Genomic DNA, 22,452 nt, shown 5'->3' on the forward strand with positions numbered 1-22,452 from the left:
TCATGCCGAGATCATTGAAAAAAGGGCCGTTCGTGGACGGCCATTTGATGAAAAAGGTCGATAACGCGGTGGCCAACAACGATCGCCGCGTGCTCAAGACCTGGTCGCGCCGCTCGACCATCCTGCCGGAAATGGTGGGGCTGACCTTTGCGGTGCACAATGGCAAAAAGTTCGTGCCGGTGTTCGTCACCGAAAACATGGTTGGCCACAAGATGGGCGAATTTTCGCCCACCCGGACCTTCCACGGGCATGCCGCCGACAAAAAGGCCAAGGCCGGCAAGAAGTAGGGTAACACTATGGAATCGAAAGCTATTGCGAAGTTCCAGCGCGTCTCGCCGCGCAAGACCCGGCTTGTGGCCAGGAACGTGCAGGGCCTTGGGGTGGAGGATGCCATGAACATCCTGCGCTTCACCCCCAACAAGTCCGCGGGCGTGATTTACGGCGTGCTCAAGAGCGCTCTGGCCAACGCCTCGCAACTGGGCGGCGTGGATGTGGACGCCATGGTGGTGAAGGAAGTTGTGGTCAACGAAGGCCCTTCCTGGAAGCGCTTCATGCCCCGCGCACAGGGGCGGGCCAGCAAGATTCACAAGCGCACCAGCCACGTCACCGTCATACTCGCAGAAGGGCAGGAATAGGCTATGGGTCAGAAAGTACATCCGTTCGGCTTCCGGCTTGGGTACAACAAGAACTGGCAGTCCCGCTGGTTCAGCAAGAAGGACTACCCTGCCTTTGTCTACGAAGACAGCAAAATCCGCGCGTTCGTCAAAAAGCTCCTCTATCATGCGGGGCTGGCCAAAATCGAGATCGAGCGCGCAGGCGGCAAGGTGCGCCTGATCCTTTCCACGGCCCGTCCCGGCATCGTGATCGGGCGCAAGGGCGCGGAAATCGAAAAATTGCGCGGGGATCTGCGCCAGAAGTTCGGGCGCGAGTTCTCCCTGGAAGTGAATGAAATCCGCCGTCCCGAAGTGGACGCCCAGCTCGTGGCCGAGAATATCGCCCAGCAGCTGGAGCGCCGCGTGGCCTTCCGGCGCGCCATGAAGCGCACCGTGTCCATGGCCCGCAAGTTCGGCGGCGAAGGCATCAAGGTGACCTGCGCCGGCCGCCTGGCCGGGGCCGAAATTGCCCGCACTGAATGGTACCGCGACGGCCGCGTGCCCTTGCAGACCCTGCGCGCCGACATTGACTTCGGTTTTGCCGAAGCGCGCACCACCTATGGCATTATCGGCGTCAAGGTGTGGATCTACAAGGGTGAAATCCTTGACAAAGAGGTTGAACAATAATGCTTGCGCCCAAAAAAGTTAAATTCCGCAAGTGGCAGAAAGGCCGCTTGCGCGGGCTGGCTTCGCGCGGGTCCACCATCGCCTTCGGCGATATCGGTCTGAAGGCTGTGCAGCATGGGCATTTGTCCAGCCAGCAGATTGAGGCTGCGCGTATCGCCATGATGCGCCACATCAAGCGCGGCGGCAAAGTCTGGATACGCGTCTTTCCGGATCGCCCGGTCACGGCCAAGCCTTTGGAAACCCGGCAGGGTTCGGGCAAGGGCGCGCCCGTGGGCTGGTGCGCCCCGGTCAAGCCCGGTCGCGTGCTCTATGAAATCAAGGGCGTCAGCCTGGATCTGGCCCGCGAGGCGCTGACCCGCGCTGCGCACAAGCTGCCCGTGAAGACCATTATTGTGGTGAGGGAGGGCCTCTGAGATGGCTGCCAAGAAAAAGAATGAAAAGGCCACCCGGGCCACGATTGCGGAGCTGCGTTCCTTGAGCGTGGATGATTTGCGCGGCAAGCTCGCCGAGCAGCGCCGGGATCTGATGAACGCCCGCTTCAAGCATGCCGCGGCGCAGCTTGAAAAGACTTCCGAGCTCAAAGCCATGCGGAAGCAGGTGGCGCGCATTGAGACCGTATTGAACGAAAAGGAACAGAGGGCCTGAAGATGCAAGCTCTGGAAGATCGCAAGGGCAGAATGTTGACCGGCGTTGTCGTGAGCGACAAGAACGACAAAACCATTGTCGTGCGCGTTGAGACCCTGGTCAAGCACCCTCTGCTGAAAAAGTATGTGAGGCGCCGCAAGAAGTTCACGGCACATGATCCCATGAACGAATGCGGTATGGGCGACAAGGTCAAAATTGTGGAGTTCCGCCCCATGTCGCGCAACAAGCGCTGGCATCTGGTCTCCATCATTGAAAAAGCCGTGTAGGGTAGTGCCATGATCCAGGTAGAATCAACGCTTCAGGTGGCCGATAATTCCGGCGCCAAAAAGGTGGCCTGCATCAAGGTGCTGGGCGGTTCGCACCGTCGTTACGCCTCGGTAGGCGACATCATTGTGGTTTCCGTCAAGGAGGCCATGCCCCACAGCAAGGTGAAGAAGGGCGACGTGATGAAGGCCGTGATCGTGCGCACCGCCAAGGAAGTGCGGCGCATGGACGGCAGTTACATCAAGTTTGACGGCAATGCCGCCGTGCTGCTCTCCAACCAGGGCGAGCCCGTGGGCACGCGCATCTTCGGCCCTGTGGCCCGTGAGCTGCGCGCTCAGAACTTCATGAAGATCATTTCCCTTGCCCCGGAAGTGCTGTAGGAGACCGTCATGAAAATGTATCGCATCCGCAAGGACGACAAGGTGATGGTGATCACCGGCAAGGACGCGGGCAAAATCGGCAAGGTGCTCAAGATCCTGCGCAAAAAGGATCGCGTGCTGGTGGAAAAGACCAACATGGCCAAGCGTCACATGCGGCCCAACCCCTATGCCCAGCAACCCGGCGGCATCGTGGAGAAGGAAATGCCCCTCCACATTTCCAATGTCATGGTGGTTTGCTCTGCCTGCGGCAAGGCTACGCGCGTCGGCTACAAGACCATCGAGTCCGAGGGCAAGCAAAAGAAAGTGCGCTTCTGTAAAAAGTGCAACGAAGTCATGGAATAAGGTGATACGATGACACGCCTTGAAAAGATATATAGGGAGAAAGTGGTTCCGGTACTGCAGAAGGAGTTCAGCTATACCTCTCCCATGCAATTGCCCGGAATTGAAAAAATCTCTCTGAACATCGGCCTTGGCGCCGCCAGCCAGAACAACAAGCTGATGGAAGAAGCCGTGGCGGAATTGACTGCCATTGCCGGCCAGAAGGCTGTCGTGACTCGCGCCAAAAAGTCCATTGCGGCCTTTAAGCTGCGTGAGGGCATGCCCATCGGCGCCCGCGTCACGCTGCGCAAGGATCGGATGTGGGATTTCCTGGATAAGCTCGTGAATTTTGCCTTGCCCCGGGTGCGCGACTTTCGCGGCATCCCGGATCGCGGCTTTGACGGGCGCGGCAACTTCACTCTGGGCATCAAGGAGCATACGATCTTTCCCGAGTTGGAAATTGATCGTGTGGAAAATCCCAAGGGCATGAACATCACTATCGTCACCTCGGCGGCCACGGACAAAGAAGGCAAGTTCCTTCTGGATCAGTTGGGTATGCCGTTTCGCAAATAGGGCGTTTTTCATTGCCCGGCGGTCGTTTTCGCGGCCGGCAGACGGCCCGCAGGCGCGGGCATCGACAGCAGAGAGTGAACGCCCACCCGTCAACGGCAGCAGAATCCGTGCGGCTGAGTGAAGCGTTTTAAACTTAGTCAGGAGTAATCGTATGTCGCGTACTTCGCTGGAAGTGAAGGCCAAACGCAAGCCCAAATTCAGTTCGCGCGCCTATAACCGCTGCCCGGTGTGCGGGCGGTCCAGGGCATATCTTCGCCATTTCGGCCTCTGCCGTATTTGCTTCCGCAATATGGCCCTGCGCGGCGAATTGCCCGGCGTTCGCAAGTCGAGCTGGTAATTTTTCGGGCGCACGCGCGTCCGATGCGGCGCGGGCCACCGCGCCTGCGGGAAGTGGCGGCATGGGGCCGTCAACCCCGCTCCCCAAACGTTCAGGAGCTTTCGATGTTGACAGATCCTATTGCGGATATGTTGACCCGTATCCGCAACGCACATTTGGCCCTGCACAAGGAAGTGAATGTGCCGCGCTCGAAGATGAAGGAAGCGTTAGCCGCCATCCTCAAGCAGGAAGGTTACGTCGAAGACGTGGCCGTGGCCGACAAAGACATTACCATCACCCTCAAATACCAGAAGGGCAAGCCCGTCATTTCGGGCCTGAAGCGCATCAGTACGCCCGGTCGCCGGGTCTATGTGAATTCGCGCCAGATCCCCAAGGTGCAGAACGGCCTCGGCATTTGCATTCTGTCCACGTCCAGCGGCGTGCTGGACGGCATGTCCGCCCATGAGAAGAAGGTGGGCGGCGAACTTCTGTGTGAAATCTGGTAGGCGGTGCGTTATGTCTCGCATAGGTAAACTGCCCATTCCCGTTCCCAATGGCGTTGAAGTCAGGATCGGAACGGACGTTGTGGAAGTGAAAGGCCCCAAGGGTTCGTTGAGCACGCCTGTCTGCTCCCTGCTCAAATATGAACTGGCCGACGGCCATGTGACTGTGAGCCGTTTGGAAGAAAGCCGCGAGAGCCGTTCGCAGCACGGGCTGCGCCGCACATTGCTGGCCAATTGCATAGAAGGCGTGACCAAGGGCTTTTCCAAGGCCCTGGAAGTCATCGGCGTGGGCTACCGCGTCGCCGTCAAGGGCAATATCATTGAGCTGGCCGTTGGCTATTCCCACCCCGTGCTGGTGGAGTTGCCCGACGGGATCAAGGCCGGCGTTGAAGGCCAGGTGCTGACCATCAGCGGCACGGACAAGGAACTGGTCGGCGAACTGGCTGCCAGGATCCGCCGGATCCGCAAGCCTGAACCCTACAAGGGCAAGGGCATCAAGTATGCGACCGAGACCATCCGCCGCAAGGTGGGCAAGTCCGGCGGCAAGAAGTAGGGGTTGCGTCATGAAATATACCAAAAATGAATCCCGGCAGCGCCGCAAGGTCCGCATCCGCAAAAAGGTCAACGGTTCAGCGGCACGCCCGCGTCTTGTGGTTTACAGGTCGAACATGCATATTTACGCCCAGATCGTCGATGATCTGGAAGGCGCGACCCTGGTTGCCGCCTCCACCCTTACGCTTTCCAAAACCGAACCCGACATGCGCTGCAACAAGAGCGGCGCGGAACGGGTCGGCAAGGAAATTGCCCGTCTGGCCAAGGAAAAGAATATCGATCAGGTGGTATTTGATCGCAACGGCTATCTTTATCACGGTCGCGTCAAAGCCGTAGCTGACGGCGCGCGCGAAGGCGGCCTGGAGTTCTAATATGCGTCAGGAAAATACAGAGACTCAGCAGAACGAATTGGGCGAAATCGAAAAGATCGTCTCCCTGAACCGTGTGGCCAAAGTGGTCAAAGGCGGACGCCGTTTCAGCTTCAGCGCCCTGGTGGTGGTGGGCGACGGCAAGGGCGGCGTGGGCTTTGGCCTGGGCAAAGCCCAGGAAGTGCCCGAGGCTCTGCGCAAGGCCACCGAGCGCGCGCGCAAGAACCGCGTGCGGATTCCCCTGCTGGAAGGCACCCTGCCCTATGAAGTGCTGGGCCGTTTCGGCGCGGGCCGGGTCATGCTCAAGCCCGCCTCCAAAGGCACGGGCATTATTGCCGGGGGCGCAGTGCGCGCCGTGATGGAAGCAGTGGGCGTGCACGACGTGCTGGCCAAGGCCATCGGCACCAACAATCCGCATAACGTGCTTCGCGCCACCATACAGGGCCTTGTTTCCCTGCGCAGCGCCGATGACGTGTCGGCTTTGCGCGGCAAGAAACTGGAAGCTCCGAGGAAGTAGCCATGACGGAAATCAAGGTCAAACTCGTGCGCTCGCGCATCGGCGCCACGCCTGCGCAGCGCAGACTGCTGGACGCCCTTGGCCTCAAGCGCCGCGAAAGGGTCAAGACGTTCAAGGACACCCCGGCCATCCGGGGGATCATCGCCAAAGTTCCGCATCTGGTGGCCGTTGTCGAGTAGAGCGGCTCACACAGGAAATGCGTCAACCGCTTTGCAATGATTTGCCTGCAAGTCATTGCCGCGAAATGCAGGCAGGCGGGCTTTGCCCGCCGTCAGTGACATTTCAGGCGTGAAATGCCGCAGGCCCTGTGCGCACAGTGACGTTTTTGCTTCTCACCGGGAAAGAGTATTTTTACGCCGGAGGGCCGGCCCAGGGCCGCGCGTTCTCCAGAACTGCTTCTTTTTCCGGGTGTAGACAAAAACTGCTCAGAGTGAGCCGGGCCTGACGGCCGCAAGAGGAGTATACCATGCAACTGCACGATCTCTTTCCCTTTCCGGAAGAGCGCAAAACCCGCCGCCGCGTCGGGCGCGGGTCGGGTTCCGGCCTGGGCTGCACGGCGGGCAAAGGCCACAAAGGCCAGAATGCCCGCGCGGGCGGCGGCGTACGCCCCGGTTTCGAGGGCGGCCAGATGCCCCTGCAACGCCGCCTGCCCAAGCACGGTTTCAAGAATGCCCTTTTTAAGGTGACCTATGCTGTCATCAACCTGGATATGCTGACTCAGGCCTTTGACGGCAAGAGCAGCATCACGCTGGATGATATCTACGCCCGCGGCCTGGCCCGCATGGGCTCGCCGGTGAAGATACTTTCCCGCGGCGAGGTGAAGTCCGCCCTCACGGTGGAGGCTCACAAGTTCAGCCGCGCCGCGGCGGAAAAGATTCGCCAGGCCGGCGGTCAGGTCAGCGAGCTGGAAGCGGCAGTCGCAGCCCAATAGCCTGGGCCGGGCCGCAGAGCAATTTTGCTTGCAAAATGCTCTGCGGCTGCGGGAGCATCTCCAGCCTGCGCGTGAAAGCAAGCACAGGCTGTGACGTAACGCCGAAAAGAGCGCCTGCGGGCGCATAAACGCAACGAGTCATTCATGGCATCAGGATCGGCAAATACGATGGCGGGCCAACCCGCTCTGGCCAGGCGCCTGGGTTGGACCCTCCTCATTTTGTGCTGCTACCGGATCGGCGTGCATGTGCCGGTGCCCGGCGTGGACGCCGCGGCGCTTGCTTCTTTTTTCGAGAGCATGTCCGGCACGCTCTTCGGCCTTTTCGACATGTTTTCCGGGGGCGGCCTGAGCAATGTTTCCGTCTTCGCCCTGGGCGTCATGCCATATATCTCCGCCTCGATCATTATGCAGCTTTTGCAGGTGGTCAGCCCGGACATCAAGCGCATGGCCAAGGAAGAAGGGCAGGCGGGCCGCCGCAAAATCACTCAGTACACGCGCTACCTCACAGTGCTGATCACGCTGGTGCAGGGCCTGGGCATTGCGGTTGGCCTGGAGAATATGACCAGCCCGGCAGGCACGCCGGTGGTGCTCAGCCCCGGCTGGCATTTCCGCCTGGTGACCATGATCACCTTTACTGCGGGTTCGGTGCTGGTCATGTGGCTTGGCGAGCAGATCACCGAGCGCGGCATCGGCAACGGCATTTCACTGATTATCTTTTGCGGCATTGCCGTGGGCATCCCGCGGGCGATCATCCAGTCCGTGGCCCTGATTGAAGCGGGAGACATGAGCATCTTCATGGCTGCCGTCATTCTGGTCTTCATGGCCGCGGTGACGGTCTGCATCGTCTTTGTGGAGCGGGCCCAGCGGCGCATCCCCATCAGCTACGCCAAGCGACAGGTGGGGCGAAAGATGTTCGGGGGCCAGAATTCCCATTTGCCCTTGCGTCTGAACACCGCCGGAGTTATCCCGCCCATTTTCGCATCCTCGCTCCTGCTTTTTCCGGCCACCATCGGTCAGTTTTCCGCCAACGAGTATGTAAAGCGGGCGGCCGAGTTCTTCTCTCCCCAGGGTCTTGCCTATAATGTGCTGTATGTGGGCCTGATCTTCTTTTTCTGCTATTTCTACACGGCCATTATTTTTGACCCCAAGGACATGGCCGAAAACCTGAAGAAGAACGGCGGCTTCATCCCCGGCATCCGGCCCGGTGAAAAGACGCAGAACTACATCGACACCGTTCTCAACCGGCTGACTCTTTCGGGGGCGGTGTATATTTCCATCGTCTGCCTGCTGCCCATGCTTCTGATCAGCAACTTCAACGTGCCGTTTTACTTCGGGGGCACCAGTCTGCTGATTCTGGTGGGCGTGGCCATGGACTTCATGAATCAGGTTGAATCACATATGATTTCAAGCCAATACCAGGGTCTGATACATAAAGCGCGCAAAAGCGGCAAAGCTTGAGTAGAAGGCGTGAAGCATGAAAAAATATCACGGCGCATTCATCAAGAATGAGCGGGAAATAGCCTGCCTGCGCGAAGCCAATCGCATGGTGGCCAATATCCTTGATGCCGTGGGCGATATGGTGGCGCCGGGCCTGCCCACCATGCGCCTTGAAGAACTGGCGCAGGACATGTGCGCCGATTACAGGGTCAAACCGGCGTTTCAGGGCTATTGCGGCTATCCCTATGCCGTCTGCTGCTCGGTGAACGAGCAGGTTGTGCATGGTTTTCCCTCCGCGCGGCTGCTTCAGGAGGGGGATATCGTGAGCATCGACATGGGCGTGGTTTATGAAGGCTTTGTGGGCGACGCGGCCCGCACCTATCCGGTAGGAAGGGTGAGCGAAGAGGCCCGCAGGCTGATGCAGGTCACTGAGGAAAGCCTCTATGTGGGCATTGACAAGGCCCGGGCCGGCAATGACGTCTATGACATCGGCGCGGCCGTGCAAGCCTATGTGGAAGCTGCGGGATTCGGCGTGGTGCGGCGTTTTGTGGGTCACGGCGTGGGCGCAAAGATGCACGAAAAGCCGGAAGTTCCCAACTTCAAACCCGGCATGCGCGGCTTGATCCTCCAAAGCGGCATGGTTATTGCCATCGAGCCTATGGTCACGGTCGGAACCTATGAAGTGGACATTCTGGGCGACAAGTGGACAGCCGTGACGCGCGACGGTCAATGGGCAGCGCATTTTGAGCACAGCGTGGCGATCACGCCGGCAGGGCCGCAAATCCTGAGCATTTCGGATCGTGGGCTGAACCGGCATACGATTTATAGTTGACAGAACCGGCAAAGACGGATAAGAATCCCTGTTCCTGCCCCGGATTCAATTTCGGACAGAAGCGTCCGCAGCCTGGGTTTTGACAGGTACGGTTTCAAGTGGCGGCCCTTTGGTCCTTGACGGGCTGGATGCGGCGTCGGAGATTTTGGCATGGAGCTCTTGCGCGGCAAGCGGGCTCTAATTGGAGATGTGGTATGAAAGTAAGACCTTCCGTCAAGAGAATATGCCCCAAGTGTAAGCTGATCCGGCGCAAGGGAGTGCTTCGAGTTATCTGCGAAAACCCCCGGCACAAGCAGCGCCAGGGCTAGGGCAGGAGACATACTGTGGCGAGAATTGCAGGTGTTGATTTGCCTCGCGGCAAACGGGTGGACGTTGCTCTCACCTATATTTACGGCATCGGCCGCACAACGGCCCTGAAAATCCTGGACACCACCGGCGTCAACTGGGAGCGGAACATCGACGACCTCTCGGCTGACGAAGTGAACGAGATCCGCAAGGAGCTTGAGCAGCATTATAAGGTGGAAGGCGATCTGCGTCGCGATGTGTCGAGCAATATCAAGCGGCTTATGGACATCGGCTGCTATCGTGGCCTGCGTCACCGGCGCGGTCTGCCTGTGCACGGTCAGCGCACCCATACCAACGCGCGCACCCGCAAGGGTCCTCGCCGCGGAGCCGTGGGCAAGAAGAAGTAGCAGGCCTTTTGCGAGATGTCTGGGCGTTTTTTCGTCGCAAGCGGGAACAAGGCGCCCTGTTTCGCACGGGCGCTCCTTCCGTGAGGTTGCCGGCAGATTTCCCGGCACGGTTGTTCGGAGCGCTCACTTACTGTTTTGGAGCGATTTCACAGTAAAATTGCCTTGGCGTCTGCGGGAGCATCTACAGTCTGTCGGCAAAGCAATGACAGGCTGTGACGCATGAAGTGAACGCCCGCCGCAAAGACATGCGCGCAATGTGGTTGCGCTGTCGCATGCCGAAGCGAGCGTCTTCAAAATGTTGAGGTTGTCACATTCAAACGGCACAATGCTCTAGTCTGTTCGAGGGATAATCATGGCCAGACCCAAGAAAGCGGTCAAGAAAAAGGAAAAGAAGAACGTGCCTGTGGGCATTGCCCATATTCAGGCTTCGTTCAATAATACCATCATCACCTTTACGGACACGCGCGGCAATGCCGTTTCCTGGGCCTCCTCGGGTCAGAGCGGCTTCAAGGGTTCACGCAAGTCCACGCCTTTTGCCGCCCAGGTGGCTGCCGAAACGGCTGCCCGCAAGGCGCAGGACAACGGCATGCGCACCGTGGGCGTCTATGTGAAGGGCCCCGGTTCGGGGCGCGAGGCGGCCATGCGCGCCATTGCCGCCGTGGGCTTCCGGGTGGCCTTCATCCGTGATGTGACGCCTATTCCGCACAACGGCTGCCGGCCGCCCAAGCGCCGCCGCGTTTAGAGCGTTTTGCTCATGAAATGAGCTAAACGCTCTGGCGGCAGCGTTAGCTGACGCCCGCGCCGAATGAGCGTCCAGACCGCGTTCTGGACGCGAAATGATGGCGGCGAAGTGATTGAAAATGGATATTTTCAATCAAAAAATGCTCTAGTTCTGCGCTGCCCGGCAGCGTCGTATAAACCGAGAGGATTTTACTCATGGCCAGATATACTGAAGCCAAGTGCCGCATTTGTCGCCGTGAAGGCTGCAAGCTCTTCCTGAAGGGCGATCGCTGCTTTACGGACAAGTGCTCCTACGATCGCCGCCCCTACGCTCCCGGCCAGCACGGTCGCGCGCGCAAGAAGGTCAGCGAATACGCGGTGCAGTTGCGGGAGAAGCAGAAGACCCGCCGCGCTTACGGCATACTCGAACGCCAGTTCCACGGCTACTTTGAAAAGGCGGAAATGCAGAAAGGCGTCACCGGCACCAATCTGCTGGTCATCCTGGAGCGCCGCCTGGACAATGTAATCTACCGCCTGGGTTTTGCCAATTCGCGCAATCAGGCCCGCCAGCTCGTGCGCCACGGCACCTTTACCCTCAACGGCCGCAAGGTGACCATCCCTTCCTTGCAGGTGCGCGTGGGAGACACTCTGGAAGTTCCTGAAAAAAATCGCAAAATACCTGTTCTGGCCGAAGCCCAGGAAGTGATTGCCCGCCGCGGTTGCCCGGCCTGGCTGGAAGCTGACGGAGCCGCCTTCAAGGGTACGGTCAAAGCCCTGCCGCAACGCGACGATATCCAGTTCCCCGTCAATGAGCAGTTGATCGTCGAACTTTACTCGAAATAAGCGGGGGGCGCATGCTTATCAAACAGGGCGAACGCCTTATCAATGCGCGCAACTGGTCGGAGCTGGTCAAGCCCGACCAGATTTTGCGTGACGAAGAAACAGCCAGCGGCACGCACGGCAAGTTTATCTGCGAGCCTTTGGAACGGGGCTATGGCACCACTATCGGCAATGCCATGCGGCGCGTTCTTCTGGCCTCCCTGCAGGGAGCGGCCTTTGTGGCCGTGAAAATTTCCGGCGTGCAGCATGAATTTGCCACCATTCACGGCGTGCTTGAAGATGTTACCGATGTGGTGCTGAATCTGAAGCAGGTGCGCCTGCGCATGGATACGGACGAACCGCAGCGGCTGACCTTGCGCATAGACAGCAAAGGGCCGGTTACAGCCGGCCAGATCCAGACCAACCAGCATGTGGACGTGCTTAATCCGGAGCAGCACATTGCCACGCTCACTGAGGACATTGTGCTGGAAATGGAGTTGGAAGCGCGCATGGGCAAGGGCTATGTGCCCGCGGACATGCATGAAGGGCTTTCGGAAGAGATCGGTTTGATCAAGCTGGATTCCAGCTTCTCGCCGGTGCGCAAGGTCGCCTACACTGTGGAGCAGGCCCGTGTGGGCCAGATGACGAACTATGATCGCCTGCTGCTCGAAGTCTGGACCGACGGTTCGCTCACGCCTGAAGACGCCATTGCCTACAGCGCCAAGATTATCAAGGATCAGATTTCCGTCTTTATTAACTTTGATGAGCGCGTTTCCGGCGACATGCGTCTGGGCAGCAGCGACGGCGGCGAAGTGAACGAGCATCTTTTCAAAAGCATTGATGATCTTGAGCTTTCAGTGCGCGCCACCAATTGCCTGCGGAGCGCCAGTATCGCGTTAGTGGGCGAATTGGTGCAGCGTTCCGAGGCCGAAATGCTCAAAACCAAGAATTTCGGTCGCAAGTCGCTGGATGAGATTAAGAGCGTGCTTTTGGATATGGGGCTGGACTTCGGCATGAAGGTCGACAGCTTCGACAAGAAATATCAGGAATGGAAAAGGAAGCAGCAAAATGAGGCATAGCAATTCCGGCAGGAAACTCTCGCGCACGCCTGCGCACCGTAAGGCCCTGTTGCACAATCTCGCCAAGGCGCTGCTGATCCACGGCAAAATCCGCACCACGGAAATGAAGGCCAAGGAATTGCGCCGTGTGGTGGAGCCGTTGATTACGCTGGCCAAGCGCAACGATTTGCACGCGCGCCGTCAGGCGTATCGGGTGCTCAACGATCACGCTCTGGTCAAACGCCTGTTTGACGAAATTGGTCCCGTATTCGCCGGGGTGCCCGGCGGTTACACCCGTGTGCTCAAGCTGGCCATGCCGCGTAAGGGCGACAACGCGCCGATGGCGATTATTGAACTTTCCCGCGTGGCTGCGCCTGCTGCTGACGACAAGCCCGCCAGGGGCAAGCAGACTGCCGCGGCTCAGGTCGCCCCTGCCGGGGAAAAGAAAGACAAAGCCGCAGACGAATCTGCGCCGGCGGACGCTCTGGAAGCCAAGCCTGCGAGCTCCGGCACGCCGAAAGCTGAAAAAGAGTCCGGCCAGGACGAAAGCTCCGCTGCATAACGGTTGCGCTGCAATTGACTGTAGAGATGGGGGGGCGATGGTCCCCCCTTTTTTGTTTGCAGCATTGCAGTGGCTCTACGCCTGAAAAGCCCTCTTGCCGTTGGAGTGCCGCGCCTTTTGCCTCTCCGCCTGCGCCGGGACTGCGGCAGAGAGCCGGGGAAAGTATTTCTTTGCAGAATATGGTCGAGGAATGCAACATCCGACATGACGATGCCGGCTTGAGAGCAGATGAGAGCGTTTAGCTACTTTCATTAGAGCAGATTACCTTTGACTTTTTATGAAAGTCAAAGGTGGCATTCAGGCGAAAAACGCGGTTTTCGCCTGAATGCACGCTGCGTTGCGGCGGCTGCCGCTTTCGCGTCAGCAGAGCATTTTCAAAGAGAAAATGCTCTAGCAAAAAACTCCAAGCCCTGCCGCGCAGGGAGAATCTCTGCCGGGCAAGGCATTGGCCTGTCATTGCCTTGAGACGCAGGAGCGCCTTATGAAATTACTGGAAAAAGCCCGGGCCGCCGGTTGAGCGGCAAAGTTGGCTCCAGGGGCCCTGGAGCGGATTTTGCGCGGCACTGCATCGGCTACGCCGCCTGAGCTGGAAGCCAGAGTGCTGGCGGGCCGGGCCCGCAATGAGGATGCCGTGGTGCTTTCCGTGCCCCCGGGTCGCGCTTTGGTGCAGACCGTGGACATTCTGGCGCCCATTGTCAATGATGCCTTTGCCTTCGGCCGCATTGCCGCCGCCAATGCCCTTTCCGACGTCTACGCCCTGGGCGGCGAGCCGTGGTGCGCCATGAATGTGGCGTGCTTTCCGCAGGCTCTGGCCGAAGACGATCCCGAGCAGATCCTGGCGGGCATTCTGCGCGGCGGCCAGGAGGCGATCACCGAGGCAGGGGCCGTGCTGGCCGGCGGCCATACCGTGCAGGATGACGAGCTCAAATACGGCCTGGCTGTTACCGGCATTATCGATCCGGCCCATATTGCGGTCAATGACGGTCTTGTGCCGGGCCAAAGCCTTGTGCTGACCAAGCCTCTGGGCACGGGCATTCTGGCCACGGCGGTCAAGGCCGGCTGGGATGGCGCGGCCGAAAGCGAGGCGGAACTTGTCCGCTGGTGCGGCCGTCTGAACAAGGTCGGCGGCGCTGTGATCCGCGAGCTCAAACTGCCGGCGGCCACGGACGTGACCGGCTTCGGCCTGGGAGGCCATGCCCTGGAGATGGCCCTGGCCTCAAAGGTCTGCGTGCGATTGCACACCGCTGCTTTGCCGTTGTTGCCGCGCGTGCTGGACTATGCGCGAAACGGCCTCATCCCCGCGGGCAGTCACTTGAATCGCAAGCATTGGTCCTGCTTCACCAGTGTGGGCAGGGGAGTGCCGGAGGCTTTGGAAAGCGTGGTTTTCGACGCGCAGACCTCCGGCGGGCTTTTGCTGGCTCTGCCGCCGGCACTCGCGGCCCAGGCCTGTCACGCACTGGAAAAGGGAGGGGATCTGGCCTGCGTGGTCGGCGAAGTGCTGCCCCGCCGCGCTGACGGCAAGGCTCTGGTATTGGAGTAAAAGCGGTTCCTGAGGCTGAAATTTTGCGACGCAGCAGGTAAGGCGTCCGGAGCCTTCTCTCCCGTCTCTGATTCTCTCTGCCGCGCTGCACGGCGGCAAATCGAGCGCCGCAACCTTCTTGCCATGACTTGCAGCGATCATGTCCTGATCCGTGCGCAGGCCGCCGCCAACGGCTTGAGCAAGCGGCTCTGCCCCCAACGGCTGGAGCGAAGAGTGCAGCGCCGTGCCGCAAGCGTGGCAGGGCCGCCAGGCTGCTGCGCCCGAGGGCGGCGCGGGCCTGTGCGCGCTCCCTTCCCTTGCGCTTTCGGCAATGCGCCTTACCTCTGAAATTGCGCCGGGCGTCATTGACCGCGCAGGCCGATGCGGCCTCCCCGCCGGCTGCGGTCCGGGGCGCTCCAAAACCGTCCCGGCTTGCGGGCGGCCCGCAAGTATGCTATGGAACTCGCTTCGCGAGAGTGGCGGAACTGGCAGACGCACTGGACTTAGAATCCAGCACCCAAGGTATGAGGGTTCAAGTCCCTCCTCTCGCACCAACACCCCACCAGAGAAAGGAGCCCCCCGTGGAATATAGCGCCGAAGAGCTTTCGCCGGTCAAAAAAAAGGTCGTGATCACCACCGAGCCGCAGGAAGTGGAGGCCGCCATCATGGGCGCCGTGGCTCTGTACAAGACTTCCGTGCAACTGGACGGTTTTCGCAAGGGCAAGGTTCCGGCGAAGGTGATTGAACAGCGCTTCCGCGACAAGATTTATGAGGAAGCCCGCCAGGATCTCGTAAACGTGCATATCAATGAGGTGATGCAGGCGCTGGACGTCGCGCCCGTGTCCGGCATCACCATGGGCGGCGATGATACATTCCAGCGCGGCAAGGGGTATACATACAGCATTGAGTTTGAAGTGCTCCCGGTCTTTGATCTGCCCCCCTACGAGGGCATGGAGGTGGAGCAGGAAAAGGTCGAGATCAAAGACGCTGAAGTGGCGGCAGTCATTGAGCGCATCCGGCGCGACCGGGCGCAGTTGGTTCCTGTGGACGGCAAAGGGCCGGGCGTGGACGGCCAGGTGGTCACCCTGGATTTTGCCGCCTATGAAAACGGTCAGCCCCTGGAAGGCATCAAGGCCGAAAATTTCGATCTGGCGCTGGGCGAGCGGCAGGCTCTGGAAGATTTTGAAAAGCTCGTCAAAACCATACCGTATGGTGAAGAAGGCGAGGGCGAAATCCATTTTCCCGAAGACTTCATTGCCAAGGATCTGGCCGGCAAAACCGTGACCATGAAGGTCAAGGTCCATGCCGTCAAGGAGCGCAAACTGCCCGAGCTCAATGACGAGCTGGCCAAGAGCCTGGGCCTGGGCCTGGAAAACGTGGACAAGCTGAAGGAAACCATTACCCGCAGCTATGCTCAGAGCCGCGAAAACCTGAACAGGAGCGCGGCGCAGAAAACCATGCTGGACCGCCTTTTGAAAATGGTGGATTTCGTCCTGCCCGAAAGCGTCGTGCAAACCCAGATGAACACCTTGCTGGCCGATCTTGCCGCGCGCCTGGAGCGCCAGGGCAAGGCGCTGGATTCCCTTGGCAAGAGCCCTGAGGAATTGCACAAGGAAATGCTGCCCCAGGCCGAAGAGCTGGCCCGCATTCAGGTCCTGTTGCTGTCCATTGCCAAAAAAGAAGGTCTGGATATCAGCGAACAGGAAATCAATACCCAGATTTATCAGCAAAGCCAGCACAGCGGTGAAGATTTCAAAACCCTGCGTGAAAGCTACGAGCGCTCGGGCATGATTTTCATCCTGCGGGATCGCCTGCTGGCCGACAAGGCCATGGATACGATTTACGCCAAGGCCAAGGTCACCGAAGTGGAGCCCAAGGAAGCTCCGACGGATGCCGGGAAAGCCGAAGACCCTGCCGAGGCCCCGGTTGAAGCCGAAAAAGACGGCAAATAAGCCTGGCATCGGATGCCGCGCCGCCCTGTCGTCAGGCCGGCCAGAACCCGGCAGGGCTGTTGACCATGATGCGGCAAAAGGCGGGAAATATATTTTTGTGACCGCGGGCCCGCACGGTCGTCTTGCGCCAATCAAGCCTTGTCTTTGCCGCAGGTTTGCCGCCGCGCCCCTGCCCACGGAGGGCGTCGCGGCCCGGCCTTCCTGCGGGCGGGCGGCGCGCTCCCGGCTTTTTGCGGCAGCTTTGCGGCGCAGTATCTTTGCAAGGTGAAAAAGCTCCCTTGCGGGCGCTGCAACCGTCCGCGCCGGGCTTGCGGACTTCGTCAACTGCCCGGATACGGCCTGGACGGCCCTTCCGGTTTTTCCCGGTTCGCCGCGGCGGCCGACATTTGCGAGGCAGATATGTCTTTAGTTCCCATGGTCATTGAAACCACAGGCCGTTCCGAACGGGCCTACGATATTTATTCCAGGCTGCTCAAGGATCGCATCGTGCTTCTGGGCTCCGAGGTCAACGACACGGTGGCCTCGCTGATCTGCGCGCAGTTGCTCTTTCTTGAATCCCAGGACCCGGAAAAGGAAATCAACCTGTACATCAATTCGCCGGGCGGCTCGGTCACCGCGGGTCTGGCCATTTACGACACCATGCGTTTCATCTCCTCGCCGGTTTCCACGGTGTGCATGGGCCGGGCGGCCAGCATGGGCGCTTTTCTGCTGGCTGCTGGCGAGCCTGGCATGCGTTTTGCATTGCCTAACAGTCAGATTATGATCCATCAGCCCTCGGGCGGTTTTCAGGGGCAGGCCACGGATATTGAAATCCACGCCCGCGAGGTGCTGCGCCTCAAGGAGCGGCTTAACCGCATGCTGGCGGAAAACACCAAACGGCCTTATGAGGACGTGGTCAAGGCCACGGAGCGCGACAACTTCTTGACTCCTGAGGAGGCCAGGGAACTCGGCATCATCGACCGGGTGCTGGTTTCCCGCCGGGACGCGGCAGCCGCCGGCACGCGCGACGAGCTCATGGAGAGCGATCGCCGCCCCGCGGCGCAGGAAAAGAGCGAATAAGTTATGGGCGATACCCAAAATCCCGTGGTCAATGAGCCGTTGCGCTGCTCCTTCTGCGGCCGCAGCGAGCTTGAGGTGCGCAATCTCATTGTCCAGGACAATGCGAGCATTTGCGACAATTGCGTCAAGGCCTGCAACGAGATAATTGCCCGCGATCAGCTGAAAAGCCCTGAAAGTGAGGAACGCCTGCTTTCGCCGCAGGAGATCAAGGAACGCCTGGACGAGTACGTCATCGGGCAGCACGAGGCCAAGAAGATTCTCTCCGTGGCCGTGCACAACCACTATAAGCGCGTCTTTTACGCCGCCTCCCTGGGCGACGAGGTGGAGCTGGAAAAGAGCAATATCCTCCTGGTGGGTCCTTCGGGCAGCGGCAAGACCCTGCTGGCCAAGACCCTGGCCAGGGTGCTGCGCGTGCCCTTTGCCATTGCCGACGCCACCACCCTTACCGAGGCCGGTTATGTGGGCGAGGATGTGGAAAACATCCTGGTGCAGCTTCTGCAGAATGCGGACTATGATCTGGAGGCCGCCAGCAAGGGCATCATCTATATTGATGAAATCGACAAGATCTCGCGCAAGGGCGACGGCCCTTCCATTACCCGGGACGTGTCCGGCGAGGGCGTGCAGCAGGCGCTGCTGAAGATCATTGAGGGCACCGAGGCCAGCATCCCGCCCAAGGGCGGGCGCAAGCATCCGCAGCAGGAATTTATCCGCATGAACACGGGCAATATTCTGTTCATTGTGGGCGGCGCGTTTGTGGGCCTGGATAAAATTGTGGGAGCGCGCATGAGCGGCGGTTCCATGGGCTTCGGGGCCAAGGTGCGCGCCAGCAGGGATTTGCCGCTCGCCGAGCTGCTGGAAAAGATCCATCCGCAGGACCTGGTCAAGTTCGGCCTGATCCCGGAATTTGTGGGCCGCATCCCGATCATCACCCATGTGGACGAGCTGGACGAGCCGGATCTGGTGCGTATCCTCACGGAGCCAAAAAACGCTTTGGTGCGCCAGTATCAGAAGCTTTTTGCGCTGGACAACGTGAATCTGCGCTTCACGCCCAACGCGCTCAAAGCCATTGCCGCCAGCGCCATTGAGCGCAAGACCGGCGCGCGCGGCCTGCGCAACGTCATGGAAAAGATCATGCTTGACATCATGTTCAGGCTGCCCTCCATGCCCAATGTGAAGGAATGTCTGATCAACCGCGCAGTGATCGAAAAAGGCAAGGAGCCGGTGCTGCTCTATGGGGACGGCGGCGAGGCTGTGAGCGGCGAGCCGTTCCTGGACATCAGGGACAAGGCTTCGTAGAGCGTTTTGCTAGAGCATTTTCTCTTTGAAAATGCTCTGCTGACGCGAAAGCGGCAGCCGCCGCAACGCGGCGTACATTCAGGCGAAAACCGCGTTTTTCGCCTGAATGCCACCTTTGACTTTCATAAAAAGTCAAAGGTAATCTGCTCCAGAGAAAAGACGCTTTGCAGCACTGGCGCGCTCAGGGCTGTGCGTAGAGGTCGGGCCGCCTTCGGCCCGGATTGGATTCGAGCCGCGCAAAGGCCGGATTTGCAGGCGGCCCTTTTCGGTATTCCTCTTTTTCCGGCAGAGAACGAAATCCAGATGGAGAAACAGCCCTCAGGGGCAGATGACGCTGAGACGGGTTTTCGCGGGGCACAGCCGGTCGCTGCACCCCGCCGATGCCTTTCGGGGAGAAAATATGTCTGATGCAGTGCGCGGGGAAGCCTTTCAGGAACTGCCGATCATGCCCCTGCGGGAAGTGGTCATGTTCCCCCGCTCGATCATGCCGCTTTTTGTGGGGCGTGAAGCTTCCATCAAGGCCATAGAGGCGGCGCAGGCCTCCCACAGCAAACAGATATTTCTGGTGGCCCAGCGCGAGCCGGATCTGGAAAAACCGGATGCCGCGGATCTCTGCGCCGTGGGCGTGGTCAGCAAGGTACTGCAGATGCTGCGCCTGCCCGACGGCACCATCAAGGTTCTTTTTGAGGGCTTGCATCGCGCCTGCTGGAGCGATCTGCGCGCGGCGGAGCACAGCGCCGTTGTTCGCGTGTATGCCCTGCAAGAAAGCGAAAGCCGGCCGGATGAAAGAGAAGCCCTGACGCGCGCCACGCACGAGGCCCTGGAAGAATACGGCAAAAGCAACAAAAAAATTTCCCAGGAGGCCATACTCTCCATCCTGGCCCTGCATGATCCCGGTCCCCTGGCTGACGCCATTGTGCCGCATTTGAAAGTGGACTACCGCAAAAAGCAGGATGTCCTGGAGCGTGCGGATGTCACCGAGCGACTGGAGCTGGCCTACGAGCTTTTGCAGGGCGAAGTGGCCCTGGCTTCTGTGGAAAAAAGGATCAAGAACCGCGTCAAGGTCCAGATGGAGCGCAACCAGCGCGAGTACTACCTCAACGAGCAGATCAAGGCCATCAACAAGGAAATGGGGCGTGACGACGATCCCCAGGCGGAAGTGCAGGAGCTTGAGCAGAAACTCAAGGGCCGCGACATGCCCGAGGAGGCGCGCCAGAAAGCCTTGTCCGAGGTCAAGAAGCTGCGCTGCATGCCGCCCTCGGCCGCAGAATACACGGTAGTGCGCAATTATGTGGATTGGATTCTGGATCTGCCCTGGAACGATCTCAAGCAGATCGATATCGACATCGAAAAGGCCCGCGCCATTCTGGACGGCGATCACTACGGCCTGGAAAAGCCCAAGGAGCGGATTCTGGAATATCTGGCCGTGCAGAAGCTTTCGCACGGTCTGAAAGGGCCGATCCTTTGTTTCGTGGGGCCGCCCGGCGTGGGCAAAACCTCCCTGGCCAAGTCCGTGGCCAAGGCCACGGGCCGGGATTTTGTGCGCCTGTCCCTGGGCGGCGTGCGCGACGAAGCCGAGATCCGCGGCCATCGCCGCACCTATGTGGGCGCGCTGCCGGGCAAGATTATTCAGTCCCTGAAACGGGTCAAGTTCAACAATCCCTTGTTCTGCCTGGACGAAGTGGACAAGATGACTTCGGACTACCGCGGCGATCCGGCCTCGGCGCTTCTGGAGGTGCTGGATCCGGAGCAGAACCACGCTTTCATGGATCATTATCTGGATCTGGAATATGATCTTTCCAGGGTCTTTTTCATCACCACGGCCAATTCCCTGCATACCATCCCGGTCCCCTTGCTGGATCGCATGGAGATCATTGAGCTCAACAGCTATCTGGAAACGGAAAAACGGCATATTGCCCGGCATTTCCTCCTGCCCCGCCAGATAGCGGAGCACGGCCTGCGGGAAGGCAATATGCGCGTGTCGGAAAACGCGCTGCTGGAGATCATCCGCTCCTATACGCACGAGGCCGGGGTGCGCAATCTGGAGCGGGAAATTGCGGCCCTCTGCCGCAAAACAGCCATCCGTCTTGTGGAAGAGAATGATCCGGAAAAGTGCGTCTCCATTTCGCGGCAGAGCCTTGCAGGCTTTCTGGGCGTCAAGAAATACCGCCACGAGGAACGCGAGGACGAGCCTCAGGTGGGCGTCTGCGCGGGCCTGGCCTACAATCAGCGCGGCGGCGAGATTCTGCTGGTGGAAACCAGCCTGATGAGCGGATCGGGCCATGTGGTGATTACGGGCCAACTGGGCGAGGTTATGACCGAATCGGCCAAGGCCGCGCTTTCCTATGTGCGCTCGCGCGCGGAAGTGCTGGGCCTGGACCCGCGTTTTTACCGCAAGGTGGACATTCATGTGCATGTGCCCGCCGGGGCCACGCCCAAGGACGGCCCGTCGGCGGGCATCACGCTGGCCACGTCGATTACCTCGGCCCTCTTGGGCATTCCGGTGCGCAACGATGTGGCCATGACCGGCGAAATATCGTTGCGCGGTCGGGTGCTGCCCATCGGCGGGCTGCGCGAGAAGTTGCTGGCAGCGCGACGCAGCGGCATTAAAAAAGTGATTATGCCCAAGGACAATGAAAAAGATCTCAAGGAAGTGCCCGACGAGGTGCTCAAGGATCTGAAAATCGTTTTTGTGGAACATGTGGACGAGGTCCTGCCGCATGCCCTGGACGCGTCGCCGGAGGCAATCTTCTCCGGCCGGAGCGAAGCCCGGCCCATCTGCCGCTCCCTGCGCTCGGGCAACGATAACGGCGAGAAGAGCCAGCCCGCGCAGTAAGGCGAGCGGGCTCCGCAATGCCAGGCGCGCGTTTCGCCTGAATGCTGACTTTAGAGCGGTTGCCGTTTTCAACAGCAAACCGTGAAAGTCAAAGGTGGCATTCAGGCGAAAAACGCGGTTTTCGCCTGAATGTACGCCGCGTTGCGGCGGCTGCCGCTTTCGCGTCAGCAGAGCAATTTCAAAGTGAAAATGCTCTAGAGCATTTTGCTTTTGAAATTATTCAATTTCAAAAGCGGCGCTGCCATCATTTCGCGTCCAGGCTTCAGCCGTTGCGACGAAGGAAGCTACGGATGAAGACAGCAACTGGTTACTGCGGCAGCCAGTCAACGCAACCGCTGTCGCTATCCGTAAGCAAGCAAAGCTTGCTAACGGCTACCGCAACGCGGTCTGGACGCTCATTCGGCGCGGGCGTCCGCTCCCGCGGCCGCCAGAGCAATTTCAAAGTGAAATTGCTCTAGAGCATTTTCTCTTTGAAAATGCTCTGCTGACGCGAAAGCGGCAGCCGCCGCAACGCGGCGTACATTCAGGCGAAAACCGCGTTTTTCGCCTGAATGCCACCTTTGACTTTCATAAAAAGTCAAAGGTAATCTGCTCTAGAGCATTTTGCTTTTAACTTTTTACATAGCCACAGGATTTAAACCATCCTTCAGCGTCTTTTTGTGTGATACAACTTAATGCTTTTCCAATGGACTTGTACAGTTCATCACATGTTTTTGCTTTCATACCCCGAAGTAATTGTTTCACTTTGCTCCACATCTTTTCAATGGGATTTAAATCCGGGCTGTATTCTGGAAGGAAAATATACTTGCAGCCTTTTTCCCTTATCAAGTTTTGGGCGGTTTTTGATTTATGGACATTCAAATTATCCATTATAACAACATCGTTAGCTTTAAGCGTTGGAAGAAGAAATTTTTCAATATAAGCATTGTACATTTTTCCATCCAGTGCCCCATCAAAAACAACACTGCAAGTCTCTCCCGTTACCCGGATTGCTGAAAGTATGCTTATCCTTTCCCAACGTCC

General features: G+C 59.1%; 34 protein-coding genes and 1 tRNA gene. 32 read left to right on the forward strand and 3 right to left on the reverse strand.

The window, feature by feature from the left end:
• The first annotated feature begins 2 nt into the window (after positions 1-2).
• The 21 genes from rpsS (at position 3) to rpsK (ending at position 10,350) form a co-directional block, all read left to right on the forward strand.
• Positions 3-287, forward strand: a complete 285-nt coding sequence (rpsS, locus tag G7Y52_RS06475; protein WP_165068282.1) for a 30S ribosomal protein S19 — start codon at positions 3-5, stop codon at positions 285-287.
• Positions 288-296: 9 nt separating this feature from the next.
• On the forward strand, positions 297-635 hold the full coding sequence (rplV, locus tag G7Y52_RS06480) for a 50S ribosomal protein L22 (protein WP_165068300.1): 339 nt from the start codon (positions 297-299) through the stop codon (positions 633-635).
• 3 nt (positions 636-638) lie between these two features.
• Complete coding sequence (rpsC, locus tag G7Y52_RS06485) at positions 639-1,280, forward strand: 30S ribosomal protein S3 (RefSeq protein ID WP_165068305.1); 642 nt, start codon at positions 639-641, stop codon at positions 1,278-1,280.
• Positions 1,280-1,693, forward strand: a complete 414-nt coding sequence (gene rplP, locus G7Y52_RS06490; protein ID WP_165068309.1) for a 50S ribosomal protein L16 — start codon at positions 1,280-1,282, stop codon at positions 1,691-1,693. Before rpsC ends, rplP begins: the two co-directional genes overlap by 1 nt.
• A gap of 1 nt (position 1,694) precedes the next feature.
• A complete protein-coding gene (rpmC, locus tag G7Y52_RS06495) occupies positions 1,695-1,925 on the forward strand; it encodes a 50S ribosomal protein L29 (protein WP_165068313.1) in 231 nt (76 codons plus the stop codon).
• Positions 1,926-1,927: 2 nt separating this feature from the next.
• Complete coding sequence (rpsQ, locus tag G7Y52_RS06500) at positions 1,928-2,191, forward strand: 30S ribosomal protein S17 (protein ID WP_165068317.1); 264 nt, start codon at positions 1,928-1,930, stop codon at positions 2,189-2,191.
• 9 nt (positions 2,192-2,200) lie between these two features.
• Positions 2,201-2,569: a 50S ribosomal protein L14 gene (gene rplN / locus G7Y52_RS06505; protein ID WP_022658157.1), complete on the forward strand. Its 369-nt coding sequence runs from the start codon at positions 2,201-2,203 to the stop codon at positions 2,567-2,569.
• Positions 2,570-2,578: 9 nt separating this feature from the next.
• Positions 2,579-2,911, forward strand: coding sequence for a 50S ribosomal protein L24 (gene rplX / locus G7Y52_RS06510; protein ID WP_165068320.1), 333 nt, complete (start codon positions 2,579-2,581; stop codon positions 2,909-2,911).
• A gap of 9 nt (positions 2,912-2,920) precedes the next feature.
• Entirely contained in the window at positions 2,921-3,460 is a 540-nt protein-coding gene (gene rplE / locus G7Y52_RS06515; RefSeq protein ID WP_165068323.1) for a 50S ribosomal protein L5, read from the forward strand.
• A gap of 151 nt (positions 3,461-3,611) precedes the next feature.
• Positions 3,612-3,797, forward strand: coding sequence for a type Z 30S ribosomal protein S14 (locus G7Y52_RS06520; protein WP_165068326.1), 186 nt, complete (start codon positions 3,612-3,614; stop codon positions 3,795-3,797).
• A gap of 104 nt (positions 3,798-3,901) precedes the next feature.
• Positions 3,902-4,282 carry a 30S ribosomal protein S8 gene (gene rpsH, locus G7Y52_RS06525; RefSeq protein WP_165068329.1) on the forward strand — a complete coding sequence of 127 codons (381 nt, stop codon included), beginning with the start codon at positions 3,902-3,904 and terminating at the stop codon, positions 4,280-4,282.
• A gap of 10 nt (positions 4,283-4,292) precedes the next feature.
• Positions 4,293-4,832 carry a 50S ribosomal protein L6 gene (gene rplF / locus G7Y52_RS06530; protein WP_165068333.1) on the forward strand — a complete coding sequence of 180 codons (540 nt, stop codon included), beginning with the start codon at positions 4,293-4,295 and terminating at the stop codon, positions 4,830-4,832.
• Positions 4,833-4,842: 10 nt separating this feature from the next.
• The gene (gene rplR / locus G7Y52_RS06535) at positions 4,843-5,202 is read left to right on the forward strand and encodes a 50S ribosomal protein L18 (RefSeq protein ID WP_165068337.1); all 360 of its coding nucleotides are present in this window, start codon (positions 4,843-4,845) and stop codon (positions 5,200-5,202) included.
• Position 5,203: 1 nt separating this feature from the next.
• Positions 5,204-5,716, forward strand: a complete 513-nt coding sequence (rpsE, locus tag G7Y52_RS06540) for a 30S ribosomal protein S5 (RefSeq protein ID WP_165068341.1) — start codon at positions 5,204-5,206, stop codon at positions 5,714-5,716.
• Positions 5,717-5,718: 2 nt separating this feature from the next.
• Entirely contained in the window at positions 5,719-5,895 is a 177-nt protein-coding gene (rpmD, locus tag G7Y52_RS06545) for a 50S ribosomal protein L30 (RefSeq protein ID WP_165068345.1), read from the forward strand.
• A gap of 287 nt (positions 5,896-6,182) precedes the next feature.
• Complete coding sequence (rplO, locus tag G7Y52_RS06550; protein WP_165068349.1) at positions 6,183-6,647, forward strand: 50S ribosomal protein L15; 465 nt, start codon at positions 6,183-6,185, stop codon at positions 6,645-6,647.
• Positions 6,648-6,791: 144 nt separating this feature from the next.
• On the forward strand, positions 6,792-8,105 hold the full coding sequence (secY, locus tag G7Y52_RS06555) for a preprotein translocase subunit SecY (protein WP_165068353.1): 1,314 nt from the start codon (positions 6,792-6,794) through the stop codon (positions 8,103-8,105).
• Positions 8,106-8,121: 16 nt separating this feature from the next.
• On the forward strand, positions 8,122-8,916 hold the full coding sequence (gene map / locus G7Y52_RS06560) for a type I methionyl aminopeptidase (protein WP_165068361.1): 795 nt from the start codon (positions 8,122-8,124) through the stop codon (positions 8,914-8,916).
• 194 nt (positions 8,917-9,110) lie between these two features.
• Positions 9,111-9,224 (forward strand): 50S ribosomal protein L36, encoded by a 114-nt coding sequence (rpmJ, locus tag G7Y52_RS06565; protein ID WP_165068383.1) that lies wholly within the window; start codon positions 9,111-9,113, stop codon positions 9,222-9,224.
• A 15-nt stretch (positions 9,225-9,239) separates the two neighbouring features.
• Positions 9,240-9,608 carry a 30S ribosomal protein S13 gene (gene rpsM / locus G7Y52_RS06570; protein WP_165068405.1) on the forward strand — a complete coding sequence of 123 codons (369 nt, stop codon included), beginning with the start codon at positions 9,240-9,242 and terminating at the stop codon, positions 9,606-9,608.
• Positions 9,609-9,960: 352 nt separating this feature from the next.
• Positions 9,961-10,350 carry a 30S ribosomal protein S11 gene (gene rpsK, locus G7Y52_RS06575; RefSeq protein ID WP_008685806.1) on the forward strand — a complete coding sequence of 130 codons (390 nt, stop codon included), beginning with the start codon at positions 9,961-9,963 and terminating at the stop codon, positions 10,348-10,350.
• Positions 10,351-10,393: 43 nt separating this feature from the next.
• Here the strand turns inward: rpsK and G7Y52_RS14920 are convergent, their stop codons facing one another.
• Positions 10,394-10,546, reverse strand: a complete 153-nt coding sequence (locus G7Y52_RS14920; protein WP_206215220.1) for a hypothetical protein — start codon at positions 10,544-10,546, stop codon at positions 10,394-10,396.
• Between G7Y52_RS14920 and rpsD the strand changes: the two genes are divergently transcribed.
• Genes rpsD through rplQ form a run of 3 tightly spaced genes read left to right on the forward strand, consistent with a single transcriptional unit; the run spans position 10,545 to position 12,767 of the window.
• Positions 10,545-11,171 (forward strand): 30S ribosomal protein S4, encoded by a 627-nt coding sequence (gene rpsD / locus G7Y52_RS06580; protein WP_165068426.1) that lies wholly within the window; start codon positions 10,545-10,547, stop codon positions 11,169-11,171. The two genes, G7Y52_RS14920 and rpsD, sit on opposite strands and share 2 nt — an antisense overlap.
• 11 nt (positions 11,172-11,182) lie before the next feature.
• Entirely contained in the window at positions 11,183-12,226 is a 1,044-nt protein-coding gene (locus tag G7Y52_RS06585; RefSeq protein ID WP_165068429.1) for a DNA-directed RNA polymerase subunit alpha, read from the forward strand.
• On the forward strand, positions 12,216-12,767 hold the full coding sequence (rplQ, locus tag G7Y52_RS06590) for a 50S ribosomal protein L17 (RefSeq protein WP_165068432.1): 552 nt from the start codon (positions 12,216-12,218) through the stop codon (positions 12,765-12,767). The genes G7Y52_RS06585 and rplQ overlap by 11 nt, the downstream gene beginning before the upstream one ends.
• Before the next feature lie 238 nt (positions 12,768-13,005).
• Here the strand turns inward: rplQ and G7Y52_RS06595 are convergent, their stop codons facing one another.
• Positions 13,006-13,164, reverse strand: a complete 159-nt coding sequence (locus G7Y52_RS06595; RefSeq protein WP_165068435.1) for a hypothetical protein — start codon at positions 13,162-13,164, stop codon at positions 13,006-13,008.
• 84 nt (positions 13,165-13,248) lie between these two features.
• Here G7Y52_RS06595 and selD point away from each other — a divergent pair, with 84 nt between their 5' ends.
• The 8 genes from selD to G7Y52_RS14925 all read left to right on the forward strand — a co-directional run bounded on the left by selD (position 13,249) and on the right by G7Y52_RS14925 (position 21,887).
• Positions 13,249-14,307, forward strand: a complete 1,059-nt coding sequence (selD, locus tag G7Y52_RS06600; protein WP_165068438.1) for a selenide, water dikinase SelD — start codon at positions 13,249-13,251, stop codon at positions 14,305-14,307.
• A gap of 449 nt (positions 14,308-14,756) precedes the next feature.
• Positions 14,757-14,840, forward strand: a tRNA-Leu gene (locus G7Y52_RS06605).
• 27 nt (positions 14,841-14,867) lie between these two features.
• The gene (gene tig, locus G7Y52_RS06610; protein WP_165068442.1) at positions 14,868-16,238 is read left to right on the forward strand and encodes a trigger factor; all 1,371 of its coding nucleotides are present in this window, start codon (positions 14,868-14,870) and stop codon (positions 16,236-16,238) included.
• A 399-nt stretch (positions 16,239-16,637) separates the two neighbouring features.
• On the forward strand, positions 16,638-17,297 hold the full coding sequence (locus G7Y52_RS06615; protein WP_241159623.1) for an ATP-dependent Clp protease proteolytic subunit: 660 nt from the start codon (positions 16,638-16,640) through the stop codon (positions 17,295-17,297).
• Positions 17,298-17,300: 3 nt separating this feature from the next.
• On the forward strand, positions 17,301-18,593 hold the full coding sequence (gene clpX, locus G7Y52_RS06620) for an ATP-dependent Clp protease ATP-binding subunit ClpX (protein ID WP_165068445.1): 1,293 nt from the start codon (positions 17,301-17,303) through the stop codon (positions 18,591-18,593).
• A 6-nt stretch (positions 18,594-18,599) separates the two neighbouring features.
• A complete protein-coding gene (locus tag G7Y52_RS06625) occupies positions 18,600-19,001 on the forward strand; it encodes a hypothetical protein (protein ID WP_165068449.1) in 402 nt (133 codons plus the stop codon).
• Entirely contained in the window at positions 18,994-21,429 is a 2,436-nt protein-coding gene (gene lon, locus G7Y52_RS06630; RefSeq protein ID WP_165068452.1) for an endopeptidase La, read from the forward strand. Before G7Y52_RS06625 ends, lon begins: the two co-directional genes overlap by 8 nt.
• Positions 21,430-21,470: 41 nt before the next feature.
• Positions 21,471-21,887, forward strand: a complete 417-nt coding sequence (locus G7Y52_RS14925) for a hypothetical protein (protein WP_206215221.1) — start codon at positions 21,471-21,473, stop codon at positions 21,885-21,887.
• 151 nt (positions 21,888-22,038) lie between these two features.
• Here G7Y52_RS14925 and G7Y52_RS06640 read toward each other — a convergent pair.
• Positions 22,039-22,452 (reverse strand): transposase (locus G7Y52_RS06640; RefSeq protein WP_165068458.1); only part of this gene is annotated, 414 nt, incomplete at its 5' end.

This window comes from Desulfovibrio sp. ZJ200 (assembly GCF_011039095.1).
GTDB lineage: Bacteria > Desulfobacterota > Desulfovibrionia > Desulfovibrionales > Desulfovibrionaceae > Desulfovibrio.